The sequence below is a fragment of the Streptomyces sp. CB01580 genome, assembly GCF_001905795.1.
Taxonomy (GTDB): domain Bacteria; phylum Actinomycetota; class Actinomycetes; order Streptomycetales; family Streptomycetaceae; genus Streptomyces.
On record NZ_LIXJ01000019.1, the window covers coordinates 61,053 to 82,207 of the forward strand.

The 21,155-nt window shown below is 73.6% G+C and carries 15 protein-coding genes and 1 riboswitch; of the genes, 10 read left to right on the forward strand and 5 right to left on the reverse strand.

What is annotated here, in order from left to right; all coding sequences use genetic code 11:
• Positions 1-16 precede the first annotated feature (16 nt).
• The 3 genes from AMK22_RS24785 to AMK22_RS24795 all read right to left on the reverse strand — a co-directional run bounded on the left by AMK22_RS24785 (position 17) and on the right by AMK22_RS24795 (position 3,312).
• A complete protein-coding gene (locus tag AMK22_RS24785) occupies positions 17-808 on the reverse strand; it encodes an enoyl-CoA hydratase/isomerase family protein (protein ID WP_073788432.1) in 792 nt (263 codons plus the stop codon).
• 327 nt (positions 809-1,135) lie between these two features.
• A complete protein-coding gene (locus AMK22_RS24790) occupies positions 1,136-1,357 on the reverse strand; it encodes a helix-turn-helix domain-containing protein (RefSeq protein WP_199883310.1) in 222 nt (73 codons plus the stop codon).
• A gap of 356 nt (positions 1,358-1,713) precedes the next feature.
• A complete protein-coding gene (locus AMK22_RS24795) occupies positions 1,714-3,312 on the reverse strand; it encodes an ABC-F family ATP-binding cassette domain-containing protein (RefSeq protein WP_073788437.1) in 1,599 nt (532 codons plus the stop codon).
• A gap of 270 nt (positions 3,313-3,582) precedes the next feature.
• Here AMK22_RS24795 and ypfJ point away from each other — a divergent pair, with 270 nt between their 5' ends.
• Entirely contained in the window at positions 3,583-4,473 is an 891-nt protein-coding gene (ypfJ, locus tag AMK22_RS24800) for a KPN_02809 family neutral zinc metallopeptidase (protein WP_073788439.1), read from the forward strand.
• Positions 4,474-4,573: 100 nt separating this feature from the next.
• On the opposite strand, the gene AMK22_RS24805 is transcribed toward ypfJ, so the two are convergent.
• Both AMK22_RS24805 and AMK22_RS24810 read right to left on the reverse strand, forming a co-directional pair.
• Positions 4,574-5,878, reverse strand: a complete 1,305-nt coding sequence (locus AMK22_RS24805) for a hypothetical protein (RefSeq protein ID WP_073788441.1) — start codon at positions 5,876-5,878, stop codon at positions 4,574-4,576.
• Positions 5,879-6,062: 184 nt separating this feature from the next.
• Entirely contained in the window at positions 6,063-7,190 is a 1,128-nt protein-coding gene (locus AMK22_RS24810; RefSeq protein WP_073788443.1) for an alpha/beta hydrolase, read from the reverse strand.
• Positions 7,191-7,608: 418 nt separating this feature from the next.
• Between AMK22_RS24810 and AMK22_RS24815 the strand changes: the two genes are divergently transcribed.
• From AMK22_RS24815 to cobI, 9 genes are all read left to right on the forward strand, one after another.
• Positions 7,609-8,883, forward strand: coding sequence for an inorganic phosphate transporter (locus tag AMK22_RS24815; protein WP_073788445.1), 1,275 nt, complete (start codon positions 7,609-7,611; stop codon positions 8,881-8,883).
• Positions 8,884-9,129: 246 nt separating this feature from the next.
• A complete protein-coding gene (locus tag AMK22_RS24820; protein WP_073788447.1) occupies positions 9,130-9,360 on the forward strand; it encodes a hypothetical protein in 231 nt (76 codons plus the stop codon).
• Between the two features lie 185 nt (positions 9,361-9,545).
• A riboswitch (cobalamin riboswitch) is annotated at positions 9,546-9,675 on the forward strand.
• Between the two features lie 144 nt (positions 9,676-9,819).
• Entirely contained in the window at positions 9,820-10,902 is a 1,083-nt protein-coding gene (locus tag AMK22_RS24825) for a cobalamin biosynthesis protein (RefSeq protein ID WP_079186384.1), read from the forward strand.
• Positions 10,899-12,440 (forward strand): cobyric acid synthase, encoded by a 1,542-nt coding sequence (locus tag AMK22_RS24830; protein ID WP_073788449.1) that lies wholly within the window; start codon positions 10,899-10,901, stop codon positions 12,438-12,440. The genes AMK22_RS24825 and AMK22_RS24830 overlap by 4 nt, the downstream gene beginning before the upstream one ends.
• Complete coding sequence (cobN, locus tag AMK22_RS24835; protein ID WP_073788451.1) at positions 12,437-16,153, forward strand: cobaltochelatase subunit CobN; 3,717 nt, start codon at positions 12,437-12,439, stop codon at positions 16,151-16,153. The genes AMK22_RS24830 and cobN overlap by 4 nt, the downstream gene beginning before the upstream one ends.
• A 121-nt stretch (positions 16,154-16,274) precedes the next feature.
• Positions 16,275-18,293, forward strand: coding sequence for a putative cobaltochelatase (locus tag AMK22_RS24840; RefSeq protein WP_073788453.1), 2,019 nt, complete (start codon positions 16,275-16,277; stop codon positions 18,291-18,293).
• The gene (cobO, locus tag AMK22_RS24845; protein ID WP_073788455.1) at positions 18,293-18,892 is read left to right on the forward strand and encodes a cob(I)yrinic acid a,c-diamide adenosyltransferase; all 600 of its coding nucleotides are present in this window, start codon (positions 18,293-18,295) and stop codon (positions 18,890-18,892) included. Before AMK22_RS24840 ends, cobO begins: the two co-directional genes overlap by 1 nt.
• Before the next feature lie 87 nt (positions 18,893-18,979).
• The gene (locus tag AMK22_RS24850) at positions 18,980-20,350 is read left to right on the forward strand and encodes a cobyrinate a,c-diamide synthase (protein WP_073788457.1); all 1,371 of its coding nucleotides are present in this window, start codon (positions 18,980-18,982) and stop codon (positions 20,348-20,350) included.
• Complete coding sequence (gene cobI / locus AMK22_RS24855; protein WP_073788459.1) at positions 20,347-21,093, forward strand: precorrin-2 C(20)-methyltransferase; 747 nt, start codon at positions 20,347-20,349, stop codon at positions 21,091-21,093. Before AMK22_RS24850 ends, cobI begins: the two co-directional genes overlap by 4 nt.
• Positions 21,094-21,155 lie beyond the last annotated feature (62 nt).

Below are 21,155 nucleotides of genomic sequence, written 5' to 3' on the forward strand. Positions count from 1 at the left end.
ACGCGTACGCCGACGGTCAGTCGGTGATGCCCGCCAGGTCGCGCAGGCGGCGGCCCTGCGCGGCACGTTCGGCGGCGCGCTGCTCCTCGTAGCCGCGGGAGACGGCACCACCCAGCAGCGTCTTGGTCTCCACCACCGCGTCGCGCGGGGCGGCCAGCAGCGCGGCGGCCAGGTCACGGGCCGCGGCGTCCAGCTCGCCGACGGGCACCACCAGATTGGCCAGGCCGGTGCGCTCGGCCTCCTCGGCGTGCACGAAGCGGCCCGTGGCGCAGATCTCCAGCGCGCGGGCATACCCCACCAGATGCACCAGGGGGTGGGTGCCCGTGAGATCGGGGACCAGGCCCAGACTGGTCTCGCGCATGGCGAACTGCACGTCCTGCGCGACGATCCGCAGATCGCAGGCGAGGGCGAGCTGGAATCCGGCACCGATCGCGTGCCCCTGGACCGCCGCGACGGACACGATGTCGTTGCGGCGCCACCAGGTGAACGCCTCCTGGTACTCGGCGATGGTCGCGTCGAGCTCGGCGTCCGTGCCGCGCGCCATGTCGAAGAAGGACGGCTCGCCCTCGAACCCCTCGGGGGTGAACGCCTGACGGTCGAGGCCCGCGGAGAAGGACTTGCCCTCGCCGCGGAGCACGACGACCCGCACCGTGCCGGGCAGCGCCCGTCCGGCCTCCGTCAACGCCCGCCACAGAGCGGGAGACTGGGCGTTGCGCTTGGCCGGATTGGTGAGGGTCACCGTGGCGACCGCGTCGTCGACGGTGAGTCGTACGCCGTCCTTGTCGAGCACGGAGTCGAGCGAGGTCATGGGGGCCTCCGGATCGGTCAGTCAGCTTGCCGAGCAGCATGCCGAGCTAAGTGACTGAACAGTAACCACCCGATCGACATCACGATCGACCGGGTGGCCACCGCCGAAGCCGGTGAACCCCGGGGCAGGTCCTAACGGCCTGCCCCGATCCGTGAAGCCCCTCAGAGCCTGTCGGGTGACCCCTGACCGGGCGGCCACGCCGTGGCACGCACGCTTCCGGCGTTGCCGAAATGCCCTGTCAGCTCCACCGCAAGAGCATCCCGACGCCTTGGAATCGCACGCACCATGCCGCGCCCGCTTTCCGGTCGGAGGTCACACGACAGGCGCTCAGGCCGCGGTGGCCTTCTTGCCTCGTGTCGCCCCGCCGCGTCCGCGCAGCGTGACTCCGGACTCGCTGAGCATCCGGTGGACGAATCCGTAGGAGCGGCCGGTCTCTTCGGCCAACGCCCGGATGCTCGCACCGGAGTCGTACTTCTTCTTCAGGTCTGCCGCGAGCTTGTCGCGCGCGGCGCCGGTCACCCGGCTGCCCTTCTTCAGAGTCTCGGCCACCCGTGCCTCCTCATGGGAAGTGCGCTCTGGACTCTCATGATCACCCCTCGGGGGCTTCCTGGCCACCCATTCGACAAGGTCTGCGCAACGGGATTCCGGGCAGGGAAACGACCCGGTACGTTCGGAATCCCGTATTCCTCAGGGCCGCGGAGCCGGGTGAGGACGGGTCTGGAAACGAACGACCAGGTCAGGGCCACACGGGGGTCGTATCCCCCAAATGGGTGCATCGGACAACTGTCCGCCGGGCTCCGCCGACGTGGTACGAGACGGACTCACGCAGATGACGGATCACACATGAGCCGAATGATCCAGGCGGAGTGGATCAGGAGCGGGCCGCGCGGGCGGCCCGCCCGGGGTCAGGCCAGGGCGACCAGGTCCTGGTAGTCCGCTCCCCAGAGGTCCTCGACCCCGTCCGGCAGCAGGATGATGCGTTCCGGCTGGAGGGCCTCGACCGCGCCCTCGTCGTGCGTGACGAGGACGACGGCGCCCTTGTACGTGCGCAGCGCGCCGAGGATCTCCTCGCGGCTGGCCGGGTCGAGGTTGTTCGTCGGCTCGTCCAGGAGCAGCACGTTGGCGGAGGACACCACCAGCGTGGCCAGCGCGAGACGGGTCTTCTCACCGCCGGAGAGCACGCCCGCGGGCTTGTCGACGTCGTCGCCGGAGAAGAGGAACGAGCCCAGTGTCTTGCGGACGTCGACGAGGTCGAGGTCGGGGGCCGCCGAGCGCATGTTCTCCAGGACCGTGCGCTCCGGGTCGAGGGTCTCGTGCTCCTGGGCGTAGTAGCCGAGCTTGAGCCCGTGGCCCTCGACGATCTGGCCGGTGTCGGGCTTCTCGGCGCCGCCGAGGAGCCGCAGCAGCGTGGTCTTGCCCGCGCCGTTGAGGCCGAGGATGACGACCCGGGAGCCCTTGTCGATGGCGAGGTCCACATCGGTGAAGATCTCCAGGGAGCCGTACGACTTCGACAGGCCCTCCGCCATCAGCGGGGTCTTGCCGCACGGCGCGGGCTCGGGGAAGCGCAGCTTGGCGACCTTGTCGGCGACCCGCACGGCCTCCAGGCCGGACAGCAGCCGCTCGGCACGCTTGGCCATGTTCTGCGCGGCGACGGTCTTGGTGGCCTTGGCGCGCATCTTGTCGGCCTGCGAGTTGAGGGCCGCGGCCTTCTTCTCGGCGTTCTGCCGCTCCCGCTTGCGGCGCTTCTCGTCGGCCTCGCGCTGCTGCTGGTAGAGCTTCCAGCCCATGTTGTAGACGTCGATCTGCGAGCGGTTGGCGTCGAGGTAGAAGACCTTGTTGACGACCGTCTCGACGAGCTCGGCGTCGTGGGAGATCACGATGAAGCCGCCGCGGTAGTTCTTGAGGTAGTCGCGCAGCCAGACGATCGAGTCGGCGTCGAGGTGGTTCGTCGGCTCGTCGAGCAGCAGGATGTCGGCGTCCGAGAACAGGATGCGGGCCAGCTCCACGCGGCGGCGCTGACCGCCGGAGAGCGTGTGGAGCGGCTGTCCGAGCACCCGGTCGGGCAGGCTGAGCGCGGCGGCGATGGTGGCGGCCTCGGCCTCGGCGGCGTATCCGCCCTTGGTGAGGAACTCCGTCTCCAGGCGCTCGTACTTCTTCATCGCCTTCTCGCGGGTGGCGCCCTTGCCGTTCGCCATCCGGTCCTCGTTCTCCCGCATCTTGCGCAGGATCTCGTCGAGGCCGCGGGCGGAGAGGATGCGGTCACGGGCGAGCACGTCGAGGTCGCCCGTGCGCGGGTCCTGCGGGAGGTAGCCGACCTCGCCGGAGCGGGTGATGGTGCCACCGGCCGGGGCGCCCTCGCCCGCGAGGCACTTGGTGAGGGTGGTCTTGCCCGCTCCGTTGCGGCCGACGAGGCCGATGCGGTCGCCCTTGGCGATGCGGAAGGAGGCGGACTCGATGAGGATGCGGGCGCCGGCGCGCAACTCGATGCCGGAAGCGGTGATCACGGTAAAACTCCAGGGCGGACGGACGGCGGACGGGGCGAGGGCGGAGTCGTCTCGACGCCGTTACTCATGCACGAGGAGAATTGCCATGCGGCTCATTCTACTGGCGGTGTGCAACCGCTTTTCCTCATGCGCCGGGGCGGGCGCCCGCCGCCCGTCCGGCAGCCGCCCCGGCCCGCTCCCCGCACGGTTCGACCGGGTGTGCTGGGATGATCTCTCCCATACTCGGCGGAGGCGGAAGGACCGCCACGGCCGGAGCGGAGGGCGACACCCATGCAGTTCGACGACGACGCCGATCTGGACACGTCCGATGTCCAGGACGTGCGCGGCAGCCGTATCCCCGGGGGCAGGGCCACCGTGGGGGGCGGCATCGTCGGTCTGATCGCACTGCTGCTGGGGCTGTTCCTCGGGGTCGGCCCCGATCAGCTCGGGCTGTCCTCCGGCGATTCGGACAGCACGGCCACCGCGTCGTCGGCGGCACAGGTGCAGGAGTCCTGCCGGACCGGGCGGGACGCGAACACCAGGGACGACTGCCGGACGGTCGCGGTGGTCAACAGTGTGCAGGACTTCTGGACGAGCGAGTTCCGGCGGCGCGGCGGGACGTACACGGACGCGAGGACGGTCCTGTTCACCGACCGGGTCGGCACCGCGTGCGGCTCCGCGACATCGGCGGTCGGGCCCTTCTACTGCCCCGGCGACCAGAAGGTCTACCTGGACCTGGGGTTCTTCGACGAGCTGCGGACGAAGTTCGGTTCCAGCGGCGGGCCGTTCGCCCAGGCGTACGTCGTCGCCCACGAGTACGGACACCATGTGCAGGACCTGATGGGGACGTTGGGCCGGGCGCAGGACGGGCGCGTGGGCGCGAACAGCAACGCGGTCCGGGTGGAGCTGCAGGCGGACTGCTACGCCGGGGTCTGGGCGCGCCACGCGACGACCACGCCCGACGAGAAGACGGGACGGCCGCTGATCACGTCGTTGACGCAGGCGGACATCCGGGACGGGCTCGACGCGGCGGAGGCGGTCGGCGACGACCGGATCCAGGAGAAGTTCCAGGGGCGGGTCACGCCGGAGTCCTGGACGCACGGGTCGGCCGCGCAGCGGCAGCAGTGGTTCACGACGGGCTACCGCACCGGCGACATGGGCAAGTGCAACACCTTCCGGTGAGCGGGGTCCGCCCCGTGGGGCGGCGCCTCCTCGAAGGCGTGCCGTCCTCGCGGGACGGCGGCCGGACGGCCTCCCCCGCGGACCGGGGAGGCCGTCCGCGTCAGACGCCGCCGGTGTGCACCTGGAACGCGGCCCGGCGCACGGCCTTGGCCAGGGCCGGGTCCGGGTGGGCGGCGGCCAGGGCGACCAGGACCTGCACGGTGCGCGGATGGCCGACGGCCCGTACCTCGTCGAGGAGGGCGGGCACGGTTCCCTGGACGGCCGAGTCGAGGTGGCGCACCAGCAGCCCGGTCTCGCCGTGGTCGGCGACCGCCGCCGCGGTGTCCACCCAGAGCCAGGTGGCCTCCTCCCGGCTGAGGACGTCCTGGGCGTCCTCGGGATCGGCGCCCTCGTACTCGGCCAGCCACAGCAGCGCGTAGGGGCGCAGCGAGGAATCGTCGAGGACGGAGCGGACCTCGGGCTCGGCGGGCGCGCCGACCACCCGGAGCGCCTCGAAGGCGAGCCCGCGCAGCAGGGCGTCCTCGCCGCGGGCGACGGCGAGGAGTTCGGCGACGGCGCTGCCGACGGGGCGGGCGGCGAGCCAGGCGCGGTACTCGTCGCGGGCCGGGCCGGGGGTGAGCCGGGCGCAGCCGTGCAGCATGTCGGCGGCGGACTGCTCGATGTTGCCCGCCGGGCTCTGGGCGGCGACGCAGATCTGTTCCAGCTTGACCCAGACCGCCCAGTTGCCGAGCGGGGTGAGGGTGGCGTGCCCGGCGCCGAGGGTGAGCGCGCCGACGGCGGCCAGTCCCTCCAGGGCCCAGTCGAGGAGCCGCGCGACCAGGGCGGCCGGGTGTGCGGCGGGAGTCGGGACGGCCGGTTCGGGCGACGGCTCGTACGGCACCAGGCAGCGCTCCTCGTGGAGTTCCGCGACGCGCTGTTCGAGGAGGTCCAGGAGGGCGGGCACGGCGACCGGGCCGGCCGACAGCTGGAGGAGCGAGAGCACCTGGGGCACCGCCTCGACGGTCTCGGCGACCGCGGTGACCTCGACGTCGTCCGGCGCCGGGTGGACGAGGGACCAGGCGTCGAACAGCGCCACCCAGCCGCGCAGCACGGCGGAGTCGTCGCGGTCCCAGGCGCGCAGGCGCCAGCCGGGGCGCGCGGTGCCGCCGTGCAGTTCCACGAGACCGGCGAGGCGGGCCCGGTCCCAGCCGGAGCGCACCTGGGCCGGGGAGAGTTCCAGGGCCGCCGCGGCCCCTTCGAGGGCCTGGGCGGCCGGGGGCGGGGCGCCCGGGAGCGTACCGTCGGCCGCCCAGCGGGCGATCCGTACGGCGTCGGCGAGGACGACCCTCGCCTGGCGGGCCAGTTCCGCCCGGGGCGGGGTGCCCTCCGGGGGGCGGGGCGCCGGCCTGGTGCGCCGGGTGGTCACGGCCTTGCGAGCGGTGGCGAGGGGTCGCGGGCGGACAAGTCGGAGCCTGGAGTCGCGCGGGGTACGGGACGTCACGGAGAGCAGTCTTGCCCCTGACGGCCCGAAAGCCCAAACGGAACCCGGATTCGCGGTGGACGGGGTGGTGACGGGGCCCGGAACCAATCACCCGATCCCGCGCATCGGGTCACATGAGGGGCGTCAGGAAGCGCCGGAGGGTCTCCTCGTAGTGGTCCGGGTCGGCGTTCCACATCGCCCCGTGCGGAGCCTGCGGCACGGTGCGCAGCGCGATCAGTTCCGGCCGGCGGGCGGCGAGGTCGCGGGACGGCTGCCAGGGCGCCAGGGTGTCGTCCGGACCGTGGAAGATCAGTGTCGGGGCGCGCAGGGCCGACGCGAGGGAGCCGTCCAGGAGGCGGGCGCCGTGCAGTCCGGTCTGTCCCTGGGCGGCCCGGACGGCGAGCGGGAGCAGGGCGGCCGGGACGCCGCGGGCGGTGGCCAGGGCGCGCAGCGTGGTGGCCCAGTCCAGCACCGGGGAGTCGAGCACGAGGCCGCTGATCCGGTCGCGCAGCGCGGAGTCGACGGCCGCGTGCAGCGCCATCGAGGCGCCGGTGGACCAGCCGTGCAGGACGATGTTCTGCGCGCCGTAGCGGACGGCGAAGCGGATCGCCGCGTCCAGGTCGCGCCACTCGGACTCGCCGAGGTGGGCGAGTCCGTCCGGGGAGCGCGGGGCCCCGGGGTCGCCGCGGTAGGCCAGGTCGAGGACGGGCAGGCGCAGGTCGTGCAGGAACGCCATGAGGTTCATGGGGTGTTCCCTGGTGGTGCCGAGGCCGTGCACGGTGATGACCCAGGTGTCGCGGGCGCCCGGCACGAACCAGGCGGGCAGCGCCCCGAGTTCGCCGGGGATCTCGACCTCCTCGTGGTCGAGGCCGAGCGCCGAGGAGGGGTCCCCGCTGTGCAGCTGGGGCGTGATCCGGACCTTGGTGCCGGGCTCCAGGCTTCCCCGGTCGACGCGTTCCAGTCTGCGCACGACGGTGTCGGGGGCGTGGTGGGCGTGCTCGACCACCGGGCCGACGACGGCGTGCAGGCCGTCGCCCTCCAGTCCGTACGTACCGGGCCGCAGGGAGGTGAAGGAACGGGTCAGGGTGACCCGGCCGGCCGCCGTGGCGTGCACGGTCAGTCCCCGGTCGGCGGGCAGTGGCCGCCCGGACGGTGCCTTGAGGGCGGCGGCGCCCGCGCAGCGGCCGGCCGCGACCGCCGCCGCACCGAGGCCGAGGATCGTGGTGACGGCTGCTGCCGTGACTGTTGCCGGGCGCACCGTTCCAGTCTGGTGGGGCGGGTCGCGCCCTGCCACCCGGACGGGTCCGCCCGGCGCCCGCCGGGGACGGTACCGGCCGCCGTCGGACACGCGGCAAAAGACGAAGGCGCAAGACGAAAGCGGAAGACGGAAACGGAAGACGGAAATGGCCGCTCGCCGGTGCCCGGCCGGGGTGGAACGGGCCGTTCGCCGGGCCCGGCGGGGTCAGCGTGCCTGTCAGCCCGCCGGGCGTACGTACACACGACCGACCGAAGGGACCACGAAGAGTGACGACGGAACGCGGGCGGCGTACACAGTGGCCGCGAGCTGCCCCGAAGCGTCCCCCGGAGACACCATGAAGCCCCGTTCAGTTCATCTCCCGTTCACCAAGGTTGCCTACCGTCAACCTGCCAATGACGTCGAACGATTGCCTGGGTAAATGGAACACATCACGCTGCTTCTCGCGATTGTGATCGTGACAGCTCTAGTGTTCGATTTCACGAACGGTTTCCATGACACCGCCAACGCGATGGCCACCACCATCTCGACCGGCGCACTCAGACCGAAGACCGCGGTGGCCATGTCCGCCGTTCTCAACCTCGTCGGCGCGTTCCTGTCCGTGGAGGTCGCCAAGACGATCTCCGGTGGGATCATCAATGAGGACGGGCTGCGCACGGAGGTCATCTTCGCGGCACTCGTCGGCGCCATCCTGTGGAATCTGCTGACCTGGCTGGTCGGGCTGCCGTCCAGTTCCTCGCACGCCCTGTTCGGCGGCCTGATCGGCGCCGCGGTCATGTCGGCCGGCTGGTCCTCGGTCAACGGCGGCACGGTCGTCACCAAAGTGCTGATCCCCGCGGTCGCCGCCCCGATCGTCGCCGGGTTCGCCGCGCTGCTGGCCACCCGGCTGACGTACCGCATCGGCGGGAAGATCCGTGACGAGGCCCAGGAGAAGGCCACCGCCAAGGGCTACCGCGCCGGTCAGATCGCCTCGGCCGGACTGGTCTCCCTCGCCCACGGCACCAACGACGCGCAGAAGACCATGGGCATCATCACCCTGGCCCTGGTCACCGGTGGTGTGCTGCACCCCGGCGCCAATCCGCCGGTCTGGGTCATCGTCTCCGCCGGTACGGCCATCGCCCTCGGCACCTACCTGGGCGGCTGGCGCATCATCCGCACCATGGGCAGCGGCCTCACCGACCTCAGGCCGCCGCAGGGCTTCGCCGCCCAGACCAGCGCGGCCACGGTCATCCTCGCCTCCTCGCACCTCGGTTTCTCCCTGTCCACCACCCAGTCCTGCTCCGGCGCCGTGATGGGCGCGGGCCTCGGCCGCCAGGGCGGCGTGGTCCGCTGGTCCACCGCCACCCGGATGTTCGTCGCGTGGGGCCTGACCCTGCCGGCCGCGGGCCTGGTCGGCGCGGGCGCCGAGTTCCTGACCAAGCAGGGCACCTGGGGCGTCGTCGTCGTCGCGGCGCTGCTGGTCGTGGGCTCCGGCTCGATCTGGCTGATCTCGCGCCGCAAGCCGGTCGGCCACGGGGACGTCGCGCCCTCGGAGAGCGCCGTCGAACCCGCGGGCGTCGTCACCACGGCCATCGCCGCCGTCAGCCCGCCGCCCACCGTCGCGGCCACCGCCGCGGCGCAGGACCTCATGACCATCATCCCGGCCACGCCCGCAGCCGCCGCGGCCCAGGACCCGGCGCGTCCCGCCGCCGTCTAGTGCCGTGACCGGCAAGGTTTGCCCGGAAGGAGCGTCGTCCGGTGCGTGCGATCGCAAGGCGGCCGAAAGCCCTCGTAGCGGGCTACATGGGCTCTCGGCCAACGCCGCGAGCGTGCGTGCCGGACGGTGCGACGGGGCAAACGTTGCCGGTCACGGCACTAGTGCTGGTGCCGGGAGCGGCACCAGTGCCGTGACCGGCACCGGACCGATCACGCGGACCGTCCGCAGACCGTCTAAGGAAGCAGCATGAAAATCGACTGGGCAGCCCTCGGCTCCGTCTTCGGTGTCTCCCTCGTCGTCACCGTCGCGCTAGTGGGCGTCTTCACCCTCGGCATCGTCGGTCTCGCCAAGCAGCCCGAGGCGGCGGCCCAGGGCGGCTCCGGCGGATCACGGGTGCTGGCGCGCGCGGGCGCGTACATCTGCTTCGCGCTGTGCGCGGCGGCGGTCGCGTACGGGATCTATCTGATCGTCGCCTGAGTCCTTCCCCTCGCACCTCCTCTTCGCAGCCCCCGACGGGCCGGACGCACCTCGCGCGTCCGGCCCGTCGTCGTGTCCCCGTCCCGATGTGGGCCTCAGCACACTGCCCCGCCGCAGGTCAACGGCAGGTTGACGGGCGTTCGCAGAGCGTGGTGGACTGCCGGAGCCATTTACGGCGACAGCAGAGGAAGCCGGTGCGAATCCGGCGCGGTCCCGCCACTGTCACCGGGGAGCGGTCCCCCACACCGGGAAGTCACGGCACGCGCGAGCGGGCTGGAAGGCCGGGGGAATCGCGGATCCGGGAGCCAGGAGACTCTCGTCGCCGTCACGTCGAACCAGGGCGCGGACCCTGAGTGAGGACATGTCGCCATGCCTGGCAGCCGTGCGTCCCTTGCCCCGGCGCTCTCTCCGAGAGCCGCCCGTACGAAGGTCCTCCGAGGCACGACGGCCGGCTGAGCCATGCGTGCCGATCGCGTATTCGCGTACGGCGCCACAGTCGGCCTGATCGGCGATCTGCTGCTCGGTGACCCCCGCAGGGGGCACCCGGTCGCCGCCTTCGGGCGGGCCGCGGCGGGCGTCGAACGCCGTCTGTGGCGCGACCACCGCGGGTGGGGCGCGCTGCACACCCTCGTCTGCGCCGGAGGCGCCGTGGGCGGTGCGGCGCTGCTCGCCCGTGCCGTACGCCGTCACCCCGCCGCCTCCGTCGCGCTGACCGCGGCGGCCACCTGGTCCGTGGTCGGCGGCACCTCGCTGGGGCGGGAGGCACGGGCCGTCGGCGGCGCCCTGGCCGCCGGGGACGTCGCGGTGGCCCGGGAGCGCCTGCCGCATCTGTGCGGGCGCGACCCGCACTCCCTGGACGGGCCGCAGATCGCCCGCGCCGTGGTGGAGTCCGTGGCCGAGAACACCTCGGACGCCGTGGTGGGCGCCCTGGTGTGGGGGGCGCTGGCCGGTGTGCCCGGCCTCGTCGGCTTCCGCGCGGTCAACACCCTGGACGCGATGGTCGGCCACAAGTCGCCCCGCCACCGGCGCTACGGCTGGGCCTCGGCCCGCCTCGACGACCTCGCGGGATGGCCCGGCGCCCGGCTGACCGCCGTGGTCGCCGTGGTCGCCGGTGGACGGCCGCGCGAGGCGGTACGGGCCTGGCGGGCCGACGCGGCGAAGCACCCGAGCCCCAACGCGGGCCCGGTGGAGGCGTCGTTCGCGGGCGCGCTGGGCGTGCGCCTGGGCGGAACGCTGGCGTACGGGGGCCGGGTGGAGCACCGCCCGGTACTGAACGGGGAGACGGGCCGGGAGGTGGAGACCGCGGACATCGAACGCGCGGTGCGGCTCTCGCGCCGGGTGGGCGTGCTGGCCCTCGGCGTGTGCGTGGCCGCGCGGCTGGGCGCGGGTCTCGCCGCTCGACGGCTCGCGGACGCACGGGGCACAGGACGGGGACGGATCACGGGCGCGCGGCCCGCAGGCGTGGGCGTGGGCGGCGCCGCCGCGGGGGCCGCGCGGCTCCTGAGCGCAAAACGCGCGGGCGCAGGACGGAGACGGACATGAGCGGCGGACTCCTGGTCGCCGGAACCACCTCGGACGCGGGCAAGAGCGTCGTCACGGCGGGCATCTGCCGCTGGCTCGCGCGCCGGGGCGTGAAGGTGGCGCCCTTCAAGGCGCAGAACATGTCGCTGAACTCCTACGTCACCCGGGAGGGCGCCGAGATCGGCCGTGCCCAGGCCATGCAGGCCGCGGCCGCCCGGGTGGAGCCGTCCGCGCTGATGAACCCGGTGCTGCTCAAGCCCGGCGGGGACCGTTCCAGCCAGGTCGTCCTGATGGGCAGGCCGGTGGGCGAGATGAGCGCGCGCGGCTACCACGGCGGACGGCAGGAGGCCCTGCTCGGCACGGTCGTGGACTGCCTGGAGCGGCTGCGGAGCACGTACGACGCGGTGATCTGCGAGGGGGCCGGCAGCCCGGCCGAGATCAATCTGCGGCGCACGGACATCGTGAACATGGGCATCGCCCGGGCGGCGCGCTTCCCGGTGGTGGTGGTCGGGGACATCGACCGGGGCGGCGTCTTCGCGTCGTTCTTCGGTACGACGGCGCTGCTCTCCGCCGAGGACCAGGCGCTGGTCGCGGGCTATCTCGTGAACAAGTTCCGCGGCGACGTGTCGCTGCTGGAGCCGGGGCTGGAGATGCTGCGCGAGATCACCGGCCGCCCGACGTACGGGGTGCTGCCCTTCGCGCACGGCCTCGGCATCGACGAGGAGGACGGGCTCCGGGTCTCGCTGCGCGGCGCCGTGCGCGAGTCGGTGATCGCGCCGCCGCACGGCGAGGACGTGCTGCGGGTCGCGGTGTGCGCCGTGCCCCTGATGTCGAACTTCACCGACGTGGACGCGCTGGCCGCCGAACCGGGCGTCGTCGTCCGCTTCGTGGACCGCGCCGAGGAGCTGGCCGACGCCGACCTCGTCGTCGTGCCCGGCACCCGGGGCACGGTCGGGGCACTGGCCTGGCTGCGCGAGCGCGGTCTCGCCGACGCCCTGGCCCGGCGTGCCGCCGAGGGCCGGCCGGTCCTCGGCGTCTGCGGCGGCTACCAGGTCCTCGGCGAGCACATCGAGGACGAGGTCGAATCGCGGGCCGGGCACGTCGACGGGCTCGGGCTGCTGCCGCTGCGCGTCCGGTTCGACCGCGAGAAGACCCTGGCCCGGCCCGTCGGGGAGGCGCTCGGCGCACCGGTCGAGGGCTACGAGATCCACCACGGCGTCGCCGATGTGCGCGGCGGCGAGCCGTTCTTCACCGACGGCCGGGGCCGCGCCCTGGACGGCTGCCGGGCCGGAGCCGTGTGGGGCACCCACTGGCACGGCTCGCTGGAGAGCGACGCGTTCCGCCGCCGTTTCCTGACCGAGGTGGCGCGCGCCGCGGGCCGGCGTTTCGTCCCCGCCCCCGACACCCGTTTCGCCGAGCTGCGCGAGGAACAGCTCGACCGCCTCGGCGACCTGATCGAAGAACACGCCGACACCGGCGCGCTGCTCCGGCTCATCGAGTCGGGCGCGCCGTCCGGACTTCCCTTCATCGCCCCCGGAGCACCTGGAGCACGCGTATGAACGCCCCCACGAGCACCGTGCTGTTGCTGTCGACCGCCGACACGGACCTGCTCGCCGCCCGCGCCTCCGGCGCGCCCTACCGGATCGGCAACCCCACCCGTGTCGACGTCCACGAGGAACTGCCCGCGCTGATCGAGGGCGCCTCCGTCGCCGTCGTCCGGCTGCTCGGCGGCAAGCGCGCCTGGGAGGACGGTCTGGCCGTGCTGCGGGCGTCCGGCATCCCGACCGTGCTGCTGGGCGGCGAGACCGTGCCGGACGCGGAGCTGATGGCCGAGTCGTCCGTACCCGCCGGGGTCGTCGCGGAGGCGCTGCGCTATCTGGTGGAGGGCGGTCCGGGGAACCTGGTGGAGCTGACCCGTTTCCTCTCCGACACGGTGCTGCTGACCGGTCACGGCTTCGCCGAGCCGCAGCGGATGCCGGAGTGGGGCGTGCGCGGCGACCGGGAGTTCACCGAGGGCCGCCCGACCGTCGGGGTGCTGTTCTACCGGGCGCACGAACTGTCCGGGAACACCTCGTTCGTGGACGTGCTGTGCGAGGCCGTCGAGGCGCGCGGTGCCAACGCCCTGCCGGTGTACTGCGGTTCGCTGCGCGGCGCGGACGCCGGTCTGTACGAGCTGCTGGGCCGGGCGGACGCCCTGGTCGCGACGGTCCTGGCGGCGGGCGGCACGCGCGCCTCGGACGCCTCCGCGGGAGGAAAGGACCCAGTGGTGCGAAGCACCCCCGTTGAGGGTGGTGGTGGGAGACGGGAGGGCGAGGAGGCGTGGGACATCGGCGCGCTGGCGGAGCTGGACATCCCGGTGCTCCAGGGCCTGTGTCTGACCTCGACGCGGGCCGCGTGGGAGGCTTCGGACGCCGCGCTGTCCCCGATGGACGCGGCGATGCAGGTGGCGATCCCCGAGTTCGACGGCCGGCTGATCACCGTGCCGTTCTCCTTCAAGGAGCAGGGCCCGGACGACGTGCCGGTGTACCGGGCCGACCCGGAACGGGCCGCGCGCGTCGCCGGGATCGCGGTGCGGCACGCCGCGCTGCGGCACAAGCCGAACGCCGAGAAGCGGATCGCCCTCGTCTTCACCGCCTACCCCACCAAGCACTCCCGGGTCGGCAACGCGGTGGGCCTGGACACGCCCGCGTCGGCGGTGCGGGTGCTGGACGCACTGCGCGGCGCCGGTTACGGCGTCGACGGGTATCCGGACAACGGCGACGAGCTGATCCACCGGCTCATCGCGGCCGGTGGCCACGACGTGGAGTGGCTGACCGAGGAGCAGCTGGCGGCCGCACCCGCGCGGGTGCCGCTGGCCGACTACCGGGCCTGGTTCGGCACGCTGGACCCGGAGTTGCGGGACTCGATGCTGGAGCACTGGGGGGAACCGCCGGGCTCGCTGTACGTGGACGGCGACGAGATCGTCCTGGCCTCGCTCCGGTTCGGGAACGTGGTGGTGCTGATCCAGCCGCCGCGCGGCTTCGGGGAGAACCCGATCGCGATCTACCACGACCCGGATATGCCGCCGTCGCACCACTACATGGCGACGTACCGCTGGCTGGAGAATTCGTTCGGCGCGGACGCCGTCGTGCACATGGGCAAGCACGGCACGATGGAGTGGCTGCCGGGCAAGGGCCTGGGACTGTCCGCGGGCTGCGGACCGGACGCGGTGCTGGGCGAACTCCCGCTGGTCTACCCGTTCATCGTCAACGACCCCGGCGAGGGCACCCAGGCCAAGCGGCGCGGGCACGCCACGGTGGTGGACCACCTGGTGCCACCGATGGCACGTGCCGACACCTACGGCGACCTGGCCAAGCTGGAACAGCTGCTCGACGAGTACGCGCTGGTCAGCGATCTGGACCCGGCGAAGGCCCCGGCGGTGCGGGCGCAGATCTGGACCCTGGTGAAGGCCGCCGAGCTCCATCACGACCTGCATGTCGACGAGCAGCCGGACGAGGACGAGTTCGACGAGTTCGTCATGCACATCGACGGCTACCTGTGCGAGATCAAGGACGTGCAGATCCGCGACGGCCTGCACATCCTGGGCGGCGGCCCGGTCGGCGAGGCGCGGGTCAACCTGGTGCTGGCGGTGCTGCGCGCGTCCCAGGTGTGGGGCGGCACGGCGAACGCGCTGCCGGGTCTGCGGGCCTCGATCGCGGCCCACTTCGGGCTGAGCGAACGGGAGTTGCTGGCCGAGCCGGGCGCCCCGGTGAAGGTGCCGGCGGAGCTGACGGAGCTGGTCGACGGTCCGGCGCGCACCGGCGCGGACGCGATCGATCTGCTGGAGAAGCTGTGCCGCCGCCTCGCGGAGGGCATGGAGGAGCGCGGCTGGGACGTGGCGGGCGCGGCGGGGCTGGTGCGGGAGGCGCTGGGCCACGAACTCCCGGACGCCATGGCCGTGCTGGGCTTCGCGTGCGAGGAGGTCGTGCCCCGGCTGGCCCGGACGACGGACGAGATCGGCCACATCCTGCGGGCGCTGCGCGGCGGCTTCGTCCCGGCGGGCCCGTCCGGCTCGCCGACGCGCGGTCTGGTCAATGTGCTGCCGACGGGCCGGAACTTCTACTCGGTGGACCCGAAGGCGATTCCGTCCCGGCTGAGCTGGGAGGTCGGGCAGTCGCTCGCGGACTCGCTGATCGCCCGCTACCTCGCGGACACCGGCGAGTACCCGAAGTCGGTGGGCCTGACCGTGTGGGGCACGTCCGCGATGCGCACGCAGGGCGACGACATCGCGGAGATCCTGGCGCTGCTGGGCTGCCGTCCGGTGTGGGACGACGCCTCGCGCCGGGTGACCGGCTTCGAGGTGGTGCCCCTGAACGAGCTGGGGCGTCCGCGCATCGACGTGACGGTGCGCATCTCCGGGTTCTTCCGGGACGCGTTCCCGCACGTGGTGGGGCTGATCGACGACGCGGTGCGGGCGGTGGCGGAGCTGGACGAGCCGGCCGGGTCCAACTACGTGCGGGCGCACGCCGACGAGGACACGGCGGTCCACGGCGACCGGCGCCGGGCCACGGCCCGCGTCTTCGGTTCGAAGCCGGGGGCGTACGGGGCGGGGCTGCTGCCGCTGATCGACGCCCGGAACTGGCGCTCGGACGCGGATCTGGCCGAGGTGTACGCGGTCTGGGGCGGTTACGCGTACGGGCGCGGGCTCGACGGGCGGGCGGCGCGCGGGGACATGGAGACGGCGTTCCGGCGGATCGCGGTGGCGGCGAAGAACGTCGACACCCGCGAGCACGACCTGGTCGACGCGGACGACTACTTCCAGTACCACGGCGGCATGGTCGCCATGGTGCGGCATCTGACCGGCACCTCGCCCGAGGCGTACGTCGGGGACAGCGCCACGCCGGACCAGGTGCGCACGCGGACGCTGGGCGAGGAGACGCACCGGGTGTTCCGGGCGCGGGTGGTGAACCCGCGGTGGATGGCGGCGATGCGGCGCCACGGGTACAAGGGCGCCTTCGAGATGGCCGCGACCGTGGACTACCTCTTCGGGTACGACGCCACGGCCGGGGTCGTCGACGACTGGATGTACGAGAAGCTGTCGGCCGAGTACGTCTTCGACGAGACCAACCGCGACTTCATGAAGAAGTCCAACCCCTGGGCGCTGCGCGGGATCTCGGAACGGCTGCTGGAGGCGGCCGAGCGCGGGCTGTGGGCGGAGCCGGACGCAACGACCCTGGAGCGGCTGCGGGCCACGTACCTGGAGCTCGAAGGCGATCTGGAGGGCGACGAATGAGCGCCCGGAGGTTTCCCGGAGAGCGACGGGCGGACGCCGGCGGGCGACGGGCCGGCGCCCAAGAGCTCCCCTCCCCCGCGCCGGGGGCAGTGACATCACGCCGTTCGCCCAAGGAGGCATCGTGAACACGCCGTATCCCTTCACCGCCCTCGTCGGGCAGGACGATCTGCGGCTCGGGCTGCTGCTGAACGCCGTCTCGCCCGCGGTCGGCGGCGTGCTGGTGCGCGGCGAGAAGGGCACCGCCAAGTCCACCGCCGTGCGGGCGCTCGCCGCGCTGATGCCCGAGGTCGACGTGGTTCCCGGCTGCCGGTTCTCCTGCGATCCCGCGGCGCCCGATCCGGCGTGCCCGGACGGCCCGCACGAGGCCGGGTCCGGGGCGGCACGGGCCGCCCGGACGGTGGAACTGCCGGTCGGCGCGTCGGAGGACCGGCTGGTCGGGGCGCTCGACATCGAGCGGGCGCTGTCCGAGGGCGTGAAGGCGTTCGAGCCGGGGCTGCTCGCCGACGCCCATCGCGGGATCCTGTACGTCGACGAGGTCAACCTGCTCCACGACCATCTCGTGGACCTGCTGCTGGACGCGGCGGCCATGGGCGCCTCGTACGTGGAGCGCGAGGGGGTCTCGGTCCGGCATGCCGCCCGGTTCCTGCTCGTCGGCACGATGAACCCCGAAGAGGGCGAGCTGCGGCCGCAGTTGCTGGACCGGTTCGGGCTGACCGTGGAGGTCGCCGCGTCCCGGGACACCGACCAGCGGGTCGAGGTGGTGCGCCGGCGTCTCGCGTACGACGCGGATCCGGCCGCCTTCGCCGCCGGGTGGGCCTCCGAGGAGACCGCGCTGCGGGCACGGATCGCCGCCGCGCGGGCGCTGCTTCCCGGGGTGCGGCTCGGCGACGGGGCGTTGCGGCAGATCGCGGCGACCTGCGCGGCGTTCGAGGTGGACGGGATGCGCGCGGACATCGTGATGGCGCGGACCGCCACCGCGCTGGCCGCCTGGGCGGGGCGTACGGACGTACTGGCCGAGGACGTGCGGCAGGCCGCCCTGCTCGCGCTCCCGCACCGCCGCAGGCGCAACCCGTTCGACGCTCCGGGCCTGGACGAGGACAAGCTCGACGAGGCGCTGGAGCAGCACGGCGGCGAGGACGACGACCCGGACCCGGACGGCCCCGACGGCGGCGGCCGGCCCCCGCGGGGCGACGGCCCGGACACTCCGCCGCGGCCCGACGCGGAGGCCGGTGACACGCCCTCCCCCGCCGTTCCCGAGCAGGGCGGCGAGCAGCAGCAGGGGCGGTCGTCCGGCGGCGGTGAGCAGCAGCCGGCACGGGCCGCCGAGCCGTTCCGCGCGAAGACGCTGAGCGTGCCCGGCCTGGGCGAGGGCGCGGCGGGGCGGCGCTCCCGGGCGCGCACCGAGCACGGGCGCACCACCGGCGCGCGGCGTCCGCACGGGGCGCTGACCAAGCTGCACCTGGCGGCGACCGTACGGGCCGCGGCTCCGCACCAGCGGGCGCGCGGGCGGTCGGGGCCGGGGCTGGTGGTGCGGCGGGACGATCTGCGGCAGGCGACCCGGGAGGGGCGCGAGGGCAACCTGGTGCTGTTCGTGGTGGACGCCTCCGGGTCGATGGCCGCCCGGCAGCGGATGGGCGCCGTGAAGGGCGCGGTGCTGTCGCTGCTGCTGGACGCGTACCAACGGCGGGACAAGGTCGGGCTGGTCACCTTCCGGGGCCGGGACGCCGAGGTGGCGCTGCCGCCGACGTCGTCGGTGGACGCGGCGGCGGCACGGCTGGAGGCGCTGCCCACCGGCGGGCGCACCCCCGTCGCGGCCGGGCTGCTGAAGGCCCATGAGGTGCTGCGCGTGGAGCGGATGCGCGATCCGTCGCGGCGTCCGCTGCTGGTCGTGGTGACCGACGGCCGGGCGACGGGCGGGCCGGAGCCGGTGGCGCTGGCGTCGCGGGCGGCGCGGCTGCATGCGGCGGAGGGCACCGCCTCCGTCGTCGTGGACTGCGAGTCGGGCCCGGTGCGGCTCGGGCTCGCGGCGAATCTCGCCCGCGATCTGGGCTCGGTCGCCGTCACGCTCGACGAGCTGCGGGCCGACTCCATCGCGGGTCTGGTCAAGGACGTCCGGGGAACCGACAGGAGGGCGGCGTAATGCCGAAGGGACAGCCGGTCAGCGTGCCGGACGACGGGCTCACCACCCGTCAGCGCCGCAACCGTCCGCTGCTGGTGGTGCACACCGGCATCGGGAAGGGGAAGTCGACGGCGGCCTTCGGGCTCGCGCTGCGCGCCTGGAATCAGGGCTGGCCGATCGGGGTCTTCCAGTTCGTCAAGTCGGCGAAGTGGAAGGTCGGCGAGGAGAACGCGCTGAAGGTCCTCGGCGCCAGCGGCGAGGGCGGCTCCGTCGCCTGGCACAAGATGGGCGAGGGCTGGTCGTGGGTGCAGCGCGACCGGCAGCTGAACAACGAGGAGGCGGCCCGCGAGGGCTGGGAACAGGTCAAGCGCGATCTGGCCGCCGAGACGTACCGGCTGTACGTCCTCGACGAGTTCGCGTACCCGATGCACTGGGGCTGGGTCGACACCGCCGAGGTGGTCGAGGTGCTGCGGAGCCGTCCCGGTACCCAGCACGTCGTCGTCACCGGTCGCAACGCGCCGCCGGAGCTGGTGGACGCCGCCGATCTGGTGACCGACATGTCGAAGGTCAAGCACCCGATGGACGCGGGTCAGAAGGGCCAGCGGGGCATCGAATGGTAGCGGCCTCGCCCACGCTCGACAGTGGGAGAAAGAGCGGGCGGCGGACGGGTGCCGGGCGCGCGCCGGTCGAACGGTGAGTGGTGTCCGGTGAACGTTCCACGTCTGGTGATCGCCGCCCCCGCGTCGGGGAGCGGCAAGACGACCGTGGCCACGGGGCTGATGGCGGCCTTCGCGGGGCGCGGTCTTACCGTGTCCCCGCACAAGGTGGGGCCCGACTACATCGACCCCGGCTACCACGCCCTGGCCACGGGCCGGCCGGGTCGCAATCTCGACGCGTACCTGTGCGGCCCGGAGCTGGTGGCTCCGTTGTTCGCGCACGGGGCGCGCGGCTGCGACCTGGCGGTCGTCGAGGGTGTGATGGGCCTGTACGACGGCGCCGCGGGCAACGGCGAGCTGGCGTCGACCGCGCAGGTGGCGAAGCTGCTGCGGGCGCCGGTGGTGCTGGTCGTCGACGCCTCGTCGCAGTCCCGCTCGGTGGCCGCGCTGGTGCACGGCTTCGCCTCGTGGGATCCGGAGGTACGGATCGGCGGGGTGGTCCTCAACAAGGTCGGTTCGCCGCGCCACGAGGCGCTGTTGCGGGAGGCGTTGGACGAGTCCGGCGTGCCGGTGCTGGGGGTGCTGCGGCGGACGGAGAAGGTGGCGGTGCCGTCACGGCATCTGGGGCTGGTGCCGGTGGCCGAGCGGCGGCGCGACGCACTGGACGCGGTCGCGGCGATGGCGGACCGGGTGCGGGCGGGCTGCGACCTGGACGCGCTGTGGGCGCTGGCCCGCTCCGCGCCCGGCGTGCCCGGCGAGGCGTGGGACCCGGCGGCGGCGGTGGACGCGTGCGGCGGACCCGTCGCCCGGCCCGCCCCGGGTTCGCGCAGGGTCGCCGTCGCGTCCGGGGCCGCGTTCACGTTCTCGTACGCCGAGCACACCGAACTGCTCACCGCCGCCGGTGCCGAGGTCGTCCCGTTCGACCCGCTGCGGGACGAGGCGCTGCCCGAGGGCGCACGCGGGCTGGTGATCGGCGGGGGCTTCCCGGAGGTGTACGCCTCGGAGCTGTCCGCCAACGCGGCGCTGCGCGGGGCCGTCGCCGCGCTGGCGGAGTCCGGGGCTCCGGTGGCCGCCGAGTGCGCGGGGCTGTTGTATCTGGCGCGTTCGCTCGACGGGCTGCCGATGTGCGGGGTGCTGGACGCCGAGGCACGGATGTCGGAGCGGCTGACGCTGGGCTACCGGGACGCCGTGGCGGTCTGCGACAGCGTGCTGGCGGCGTCCGGGACACGGACGCGCGGGCACGAGTTCCACCGCACGGTCCTGGAGCCGGGCGCGGGAGAGCGTCCCGCGTGGGGCCTGCATCAGCCGGAGCGGCGCGTGGAGGGATTCGTACGGCGGGGCGTGCACGCGAGCTATCTGCATACGCACTGGGCCGCCACGCCCGCTGCGGCCCGTCGATTCGTCGAGAGGTGCGAGGGATGAACCACGGTCAGGGTGAAAGCAGGCTGATCGGCGTCGGTGTCGGGCCCGGTGACCCGGAGCTGGTGACCGTCAAGGGCGTGAACGCGCTGCGGGACGCCGCGGTCGTCGTCGTACCGGTGATGGACACCGGTGAGCAGGGGCGGGCCGAGGCGACCGTGCTGCACTACGTGTCCTCCGAGAAGGTCGTGCGCGTGGTGTTCGCGCTCAACGAGCGCAGCGACCGGGCACGCCGGGAGGCTGCGTGGGACGCGGCCGGTGAGCGGGTCGCGGAGCTGCTGCGGACGCACGGCTCGGTGGCGTTCGCGACGATCGGCGACCCCAACGTGTACTCGACGTTCACGTATCTGGCCCAGACGATCGGCGCGCTGCTGCCGGGGACGGCCGTGGAGACGGTGCCCGGGATCACGGCCATGCAGGACCTGGCCGCCCGCAGCGGCGCGGTGCTGACGGAGGGCACGGAGCCGTTGACGCTGGTGCCGGTGACGGCGGGCGCGGCGGTGCTGAGGCGGGCGCTCGAGGGCCCGGGGACGGTCGTCGCGTACAAGTTCGGCCGGCTGGCCGCGGAGGTGGCCGCGGCGCTGCGGGAGACCGGCCGCACCGAGGACGCGGTGTGGGGTTCGGCGCTCGGGCTGCCCGAGGAGTCGATCCGGCCGGCGGCGGACCTGGACGAGGGGCCGTTGCCGTATCTGTCGACGCTGATCGCGCCCGCGCCGCGCGACGGCGGGCGCGGCGGGAAGCTGTGAGGCGCCCGGGGGCGGTGTCGCGGTGTCCGGTCGGCGCCGTCGGGCGCCACGCGCACCGCCTG

Bases quoted from the DNA above. Each gene is read 5' to 3' on its own strand.
- AMK22_RS24785 (WP_073788432.1), bottom strand. From the start codon at position 808: ATGACCTCGCTCGACTCCGTGCTCGACAAGGACGGCGTACGACTCACC.
- ypfJ (WP_073788439.1), top strand. From the start codon at position 3,583: ATGCAGTTCGACGACGACGCCGATCTGGACACGTCCGATGTCCAGGAC.
- AMK22_RS24815 (WP_073788445.1), top strand. From the start codon at position 7,609: ATGGAACACATCACGCTGCTTCTCGCGATTGTGATCGTGACAGCTCTA.
- AMK22_RS24820 (WP_073788447.1), top strand. From the start codon at position 9,130: ATGAAAATCGACTGGGCAGCCCTCGGCTCCGTCTTCGGTGTCTCCCTC.
- AMK22_RS24825 (WP_079186384.1), top strand. From the start codon at position 9,820: ATGCGTGCCGATCGCGTATTCGCGTACGGCGCCACAGTCGGCCTGATC.
- AMK22_RS24830 (WP_073788449.1), top strand. From the start codon at position 10,899: ATGAGCGGCGGACTCCTGGTCGCCGGAACCACCTCGGACGCGGGCAAG.
- cobN (WP_073788451.1), top strand. From the start codon at position 12,437: ATGAACGCCCCCACGAGCACCGTGCTGTTGCTGTCGACCGCCGACACG.
- cobO (WP_073788455.1), top strand. From the start codon at position 18,293: ATGCCGAAGGGACAGCCGGTCAGCGTGCCGGACGACGGGCTCACCACC.
- cobI (WP_073788459.1), top strand. From the start codon at position 20,347: ATGAACCACGGTCAGGGTGAAAGCAGGCTGATCGGCGTCGGTGTCGGG.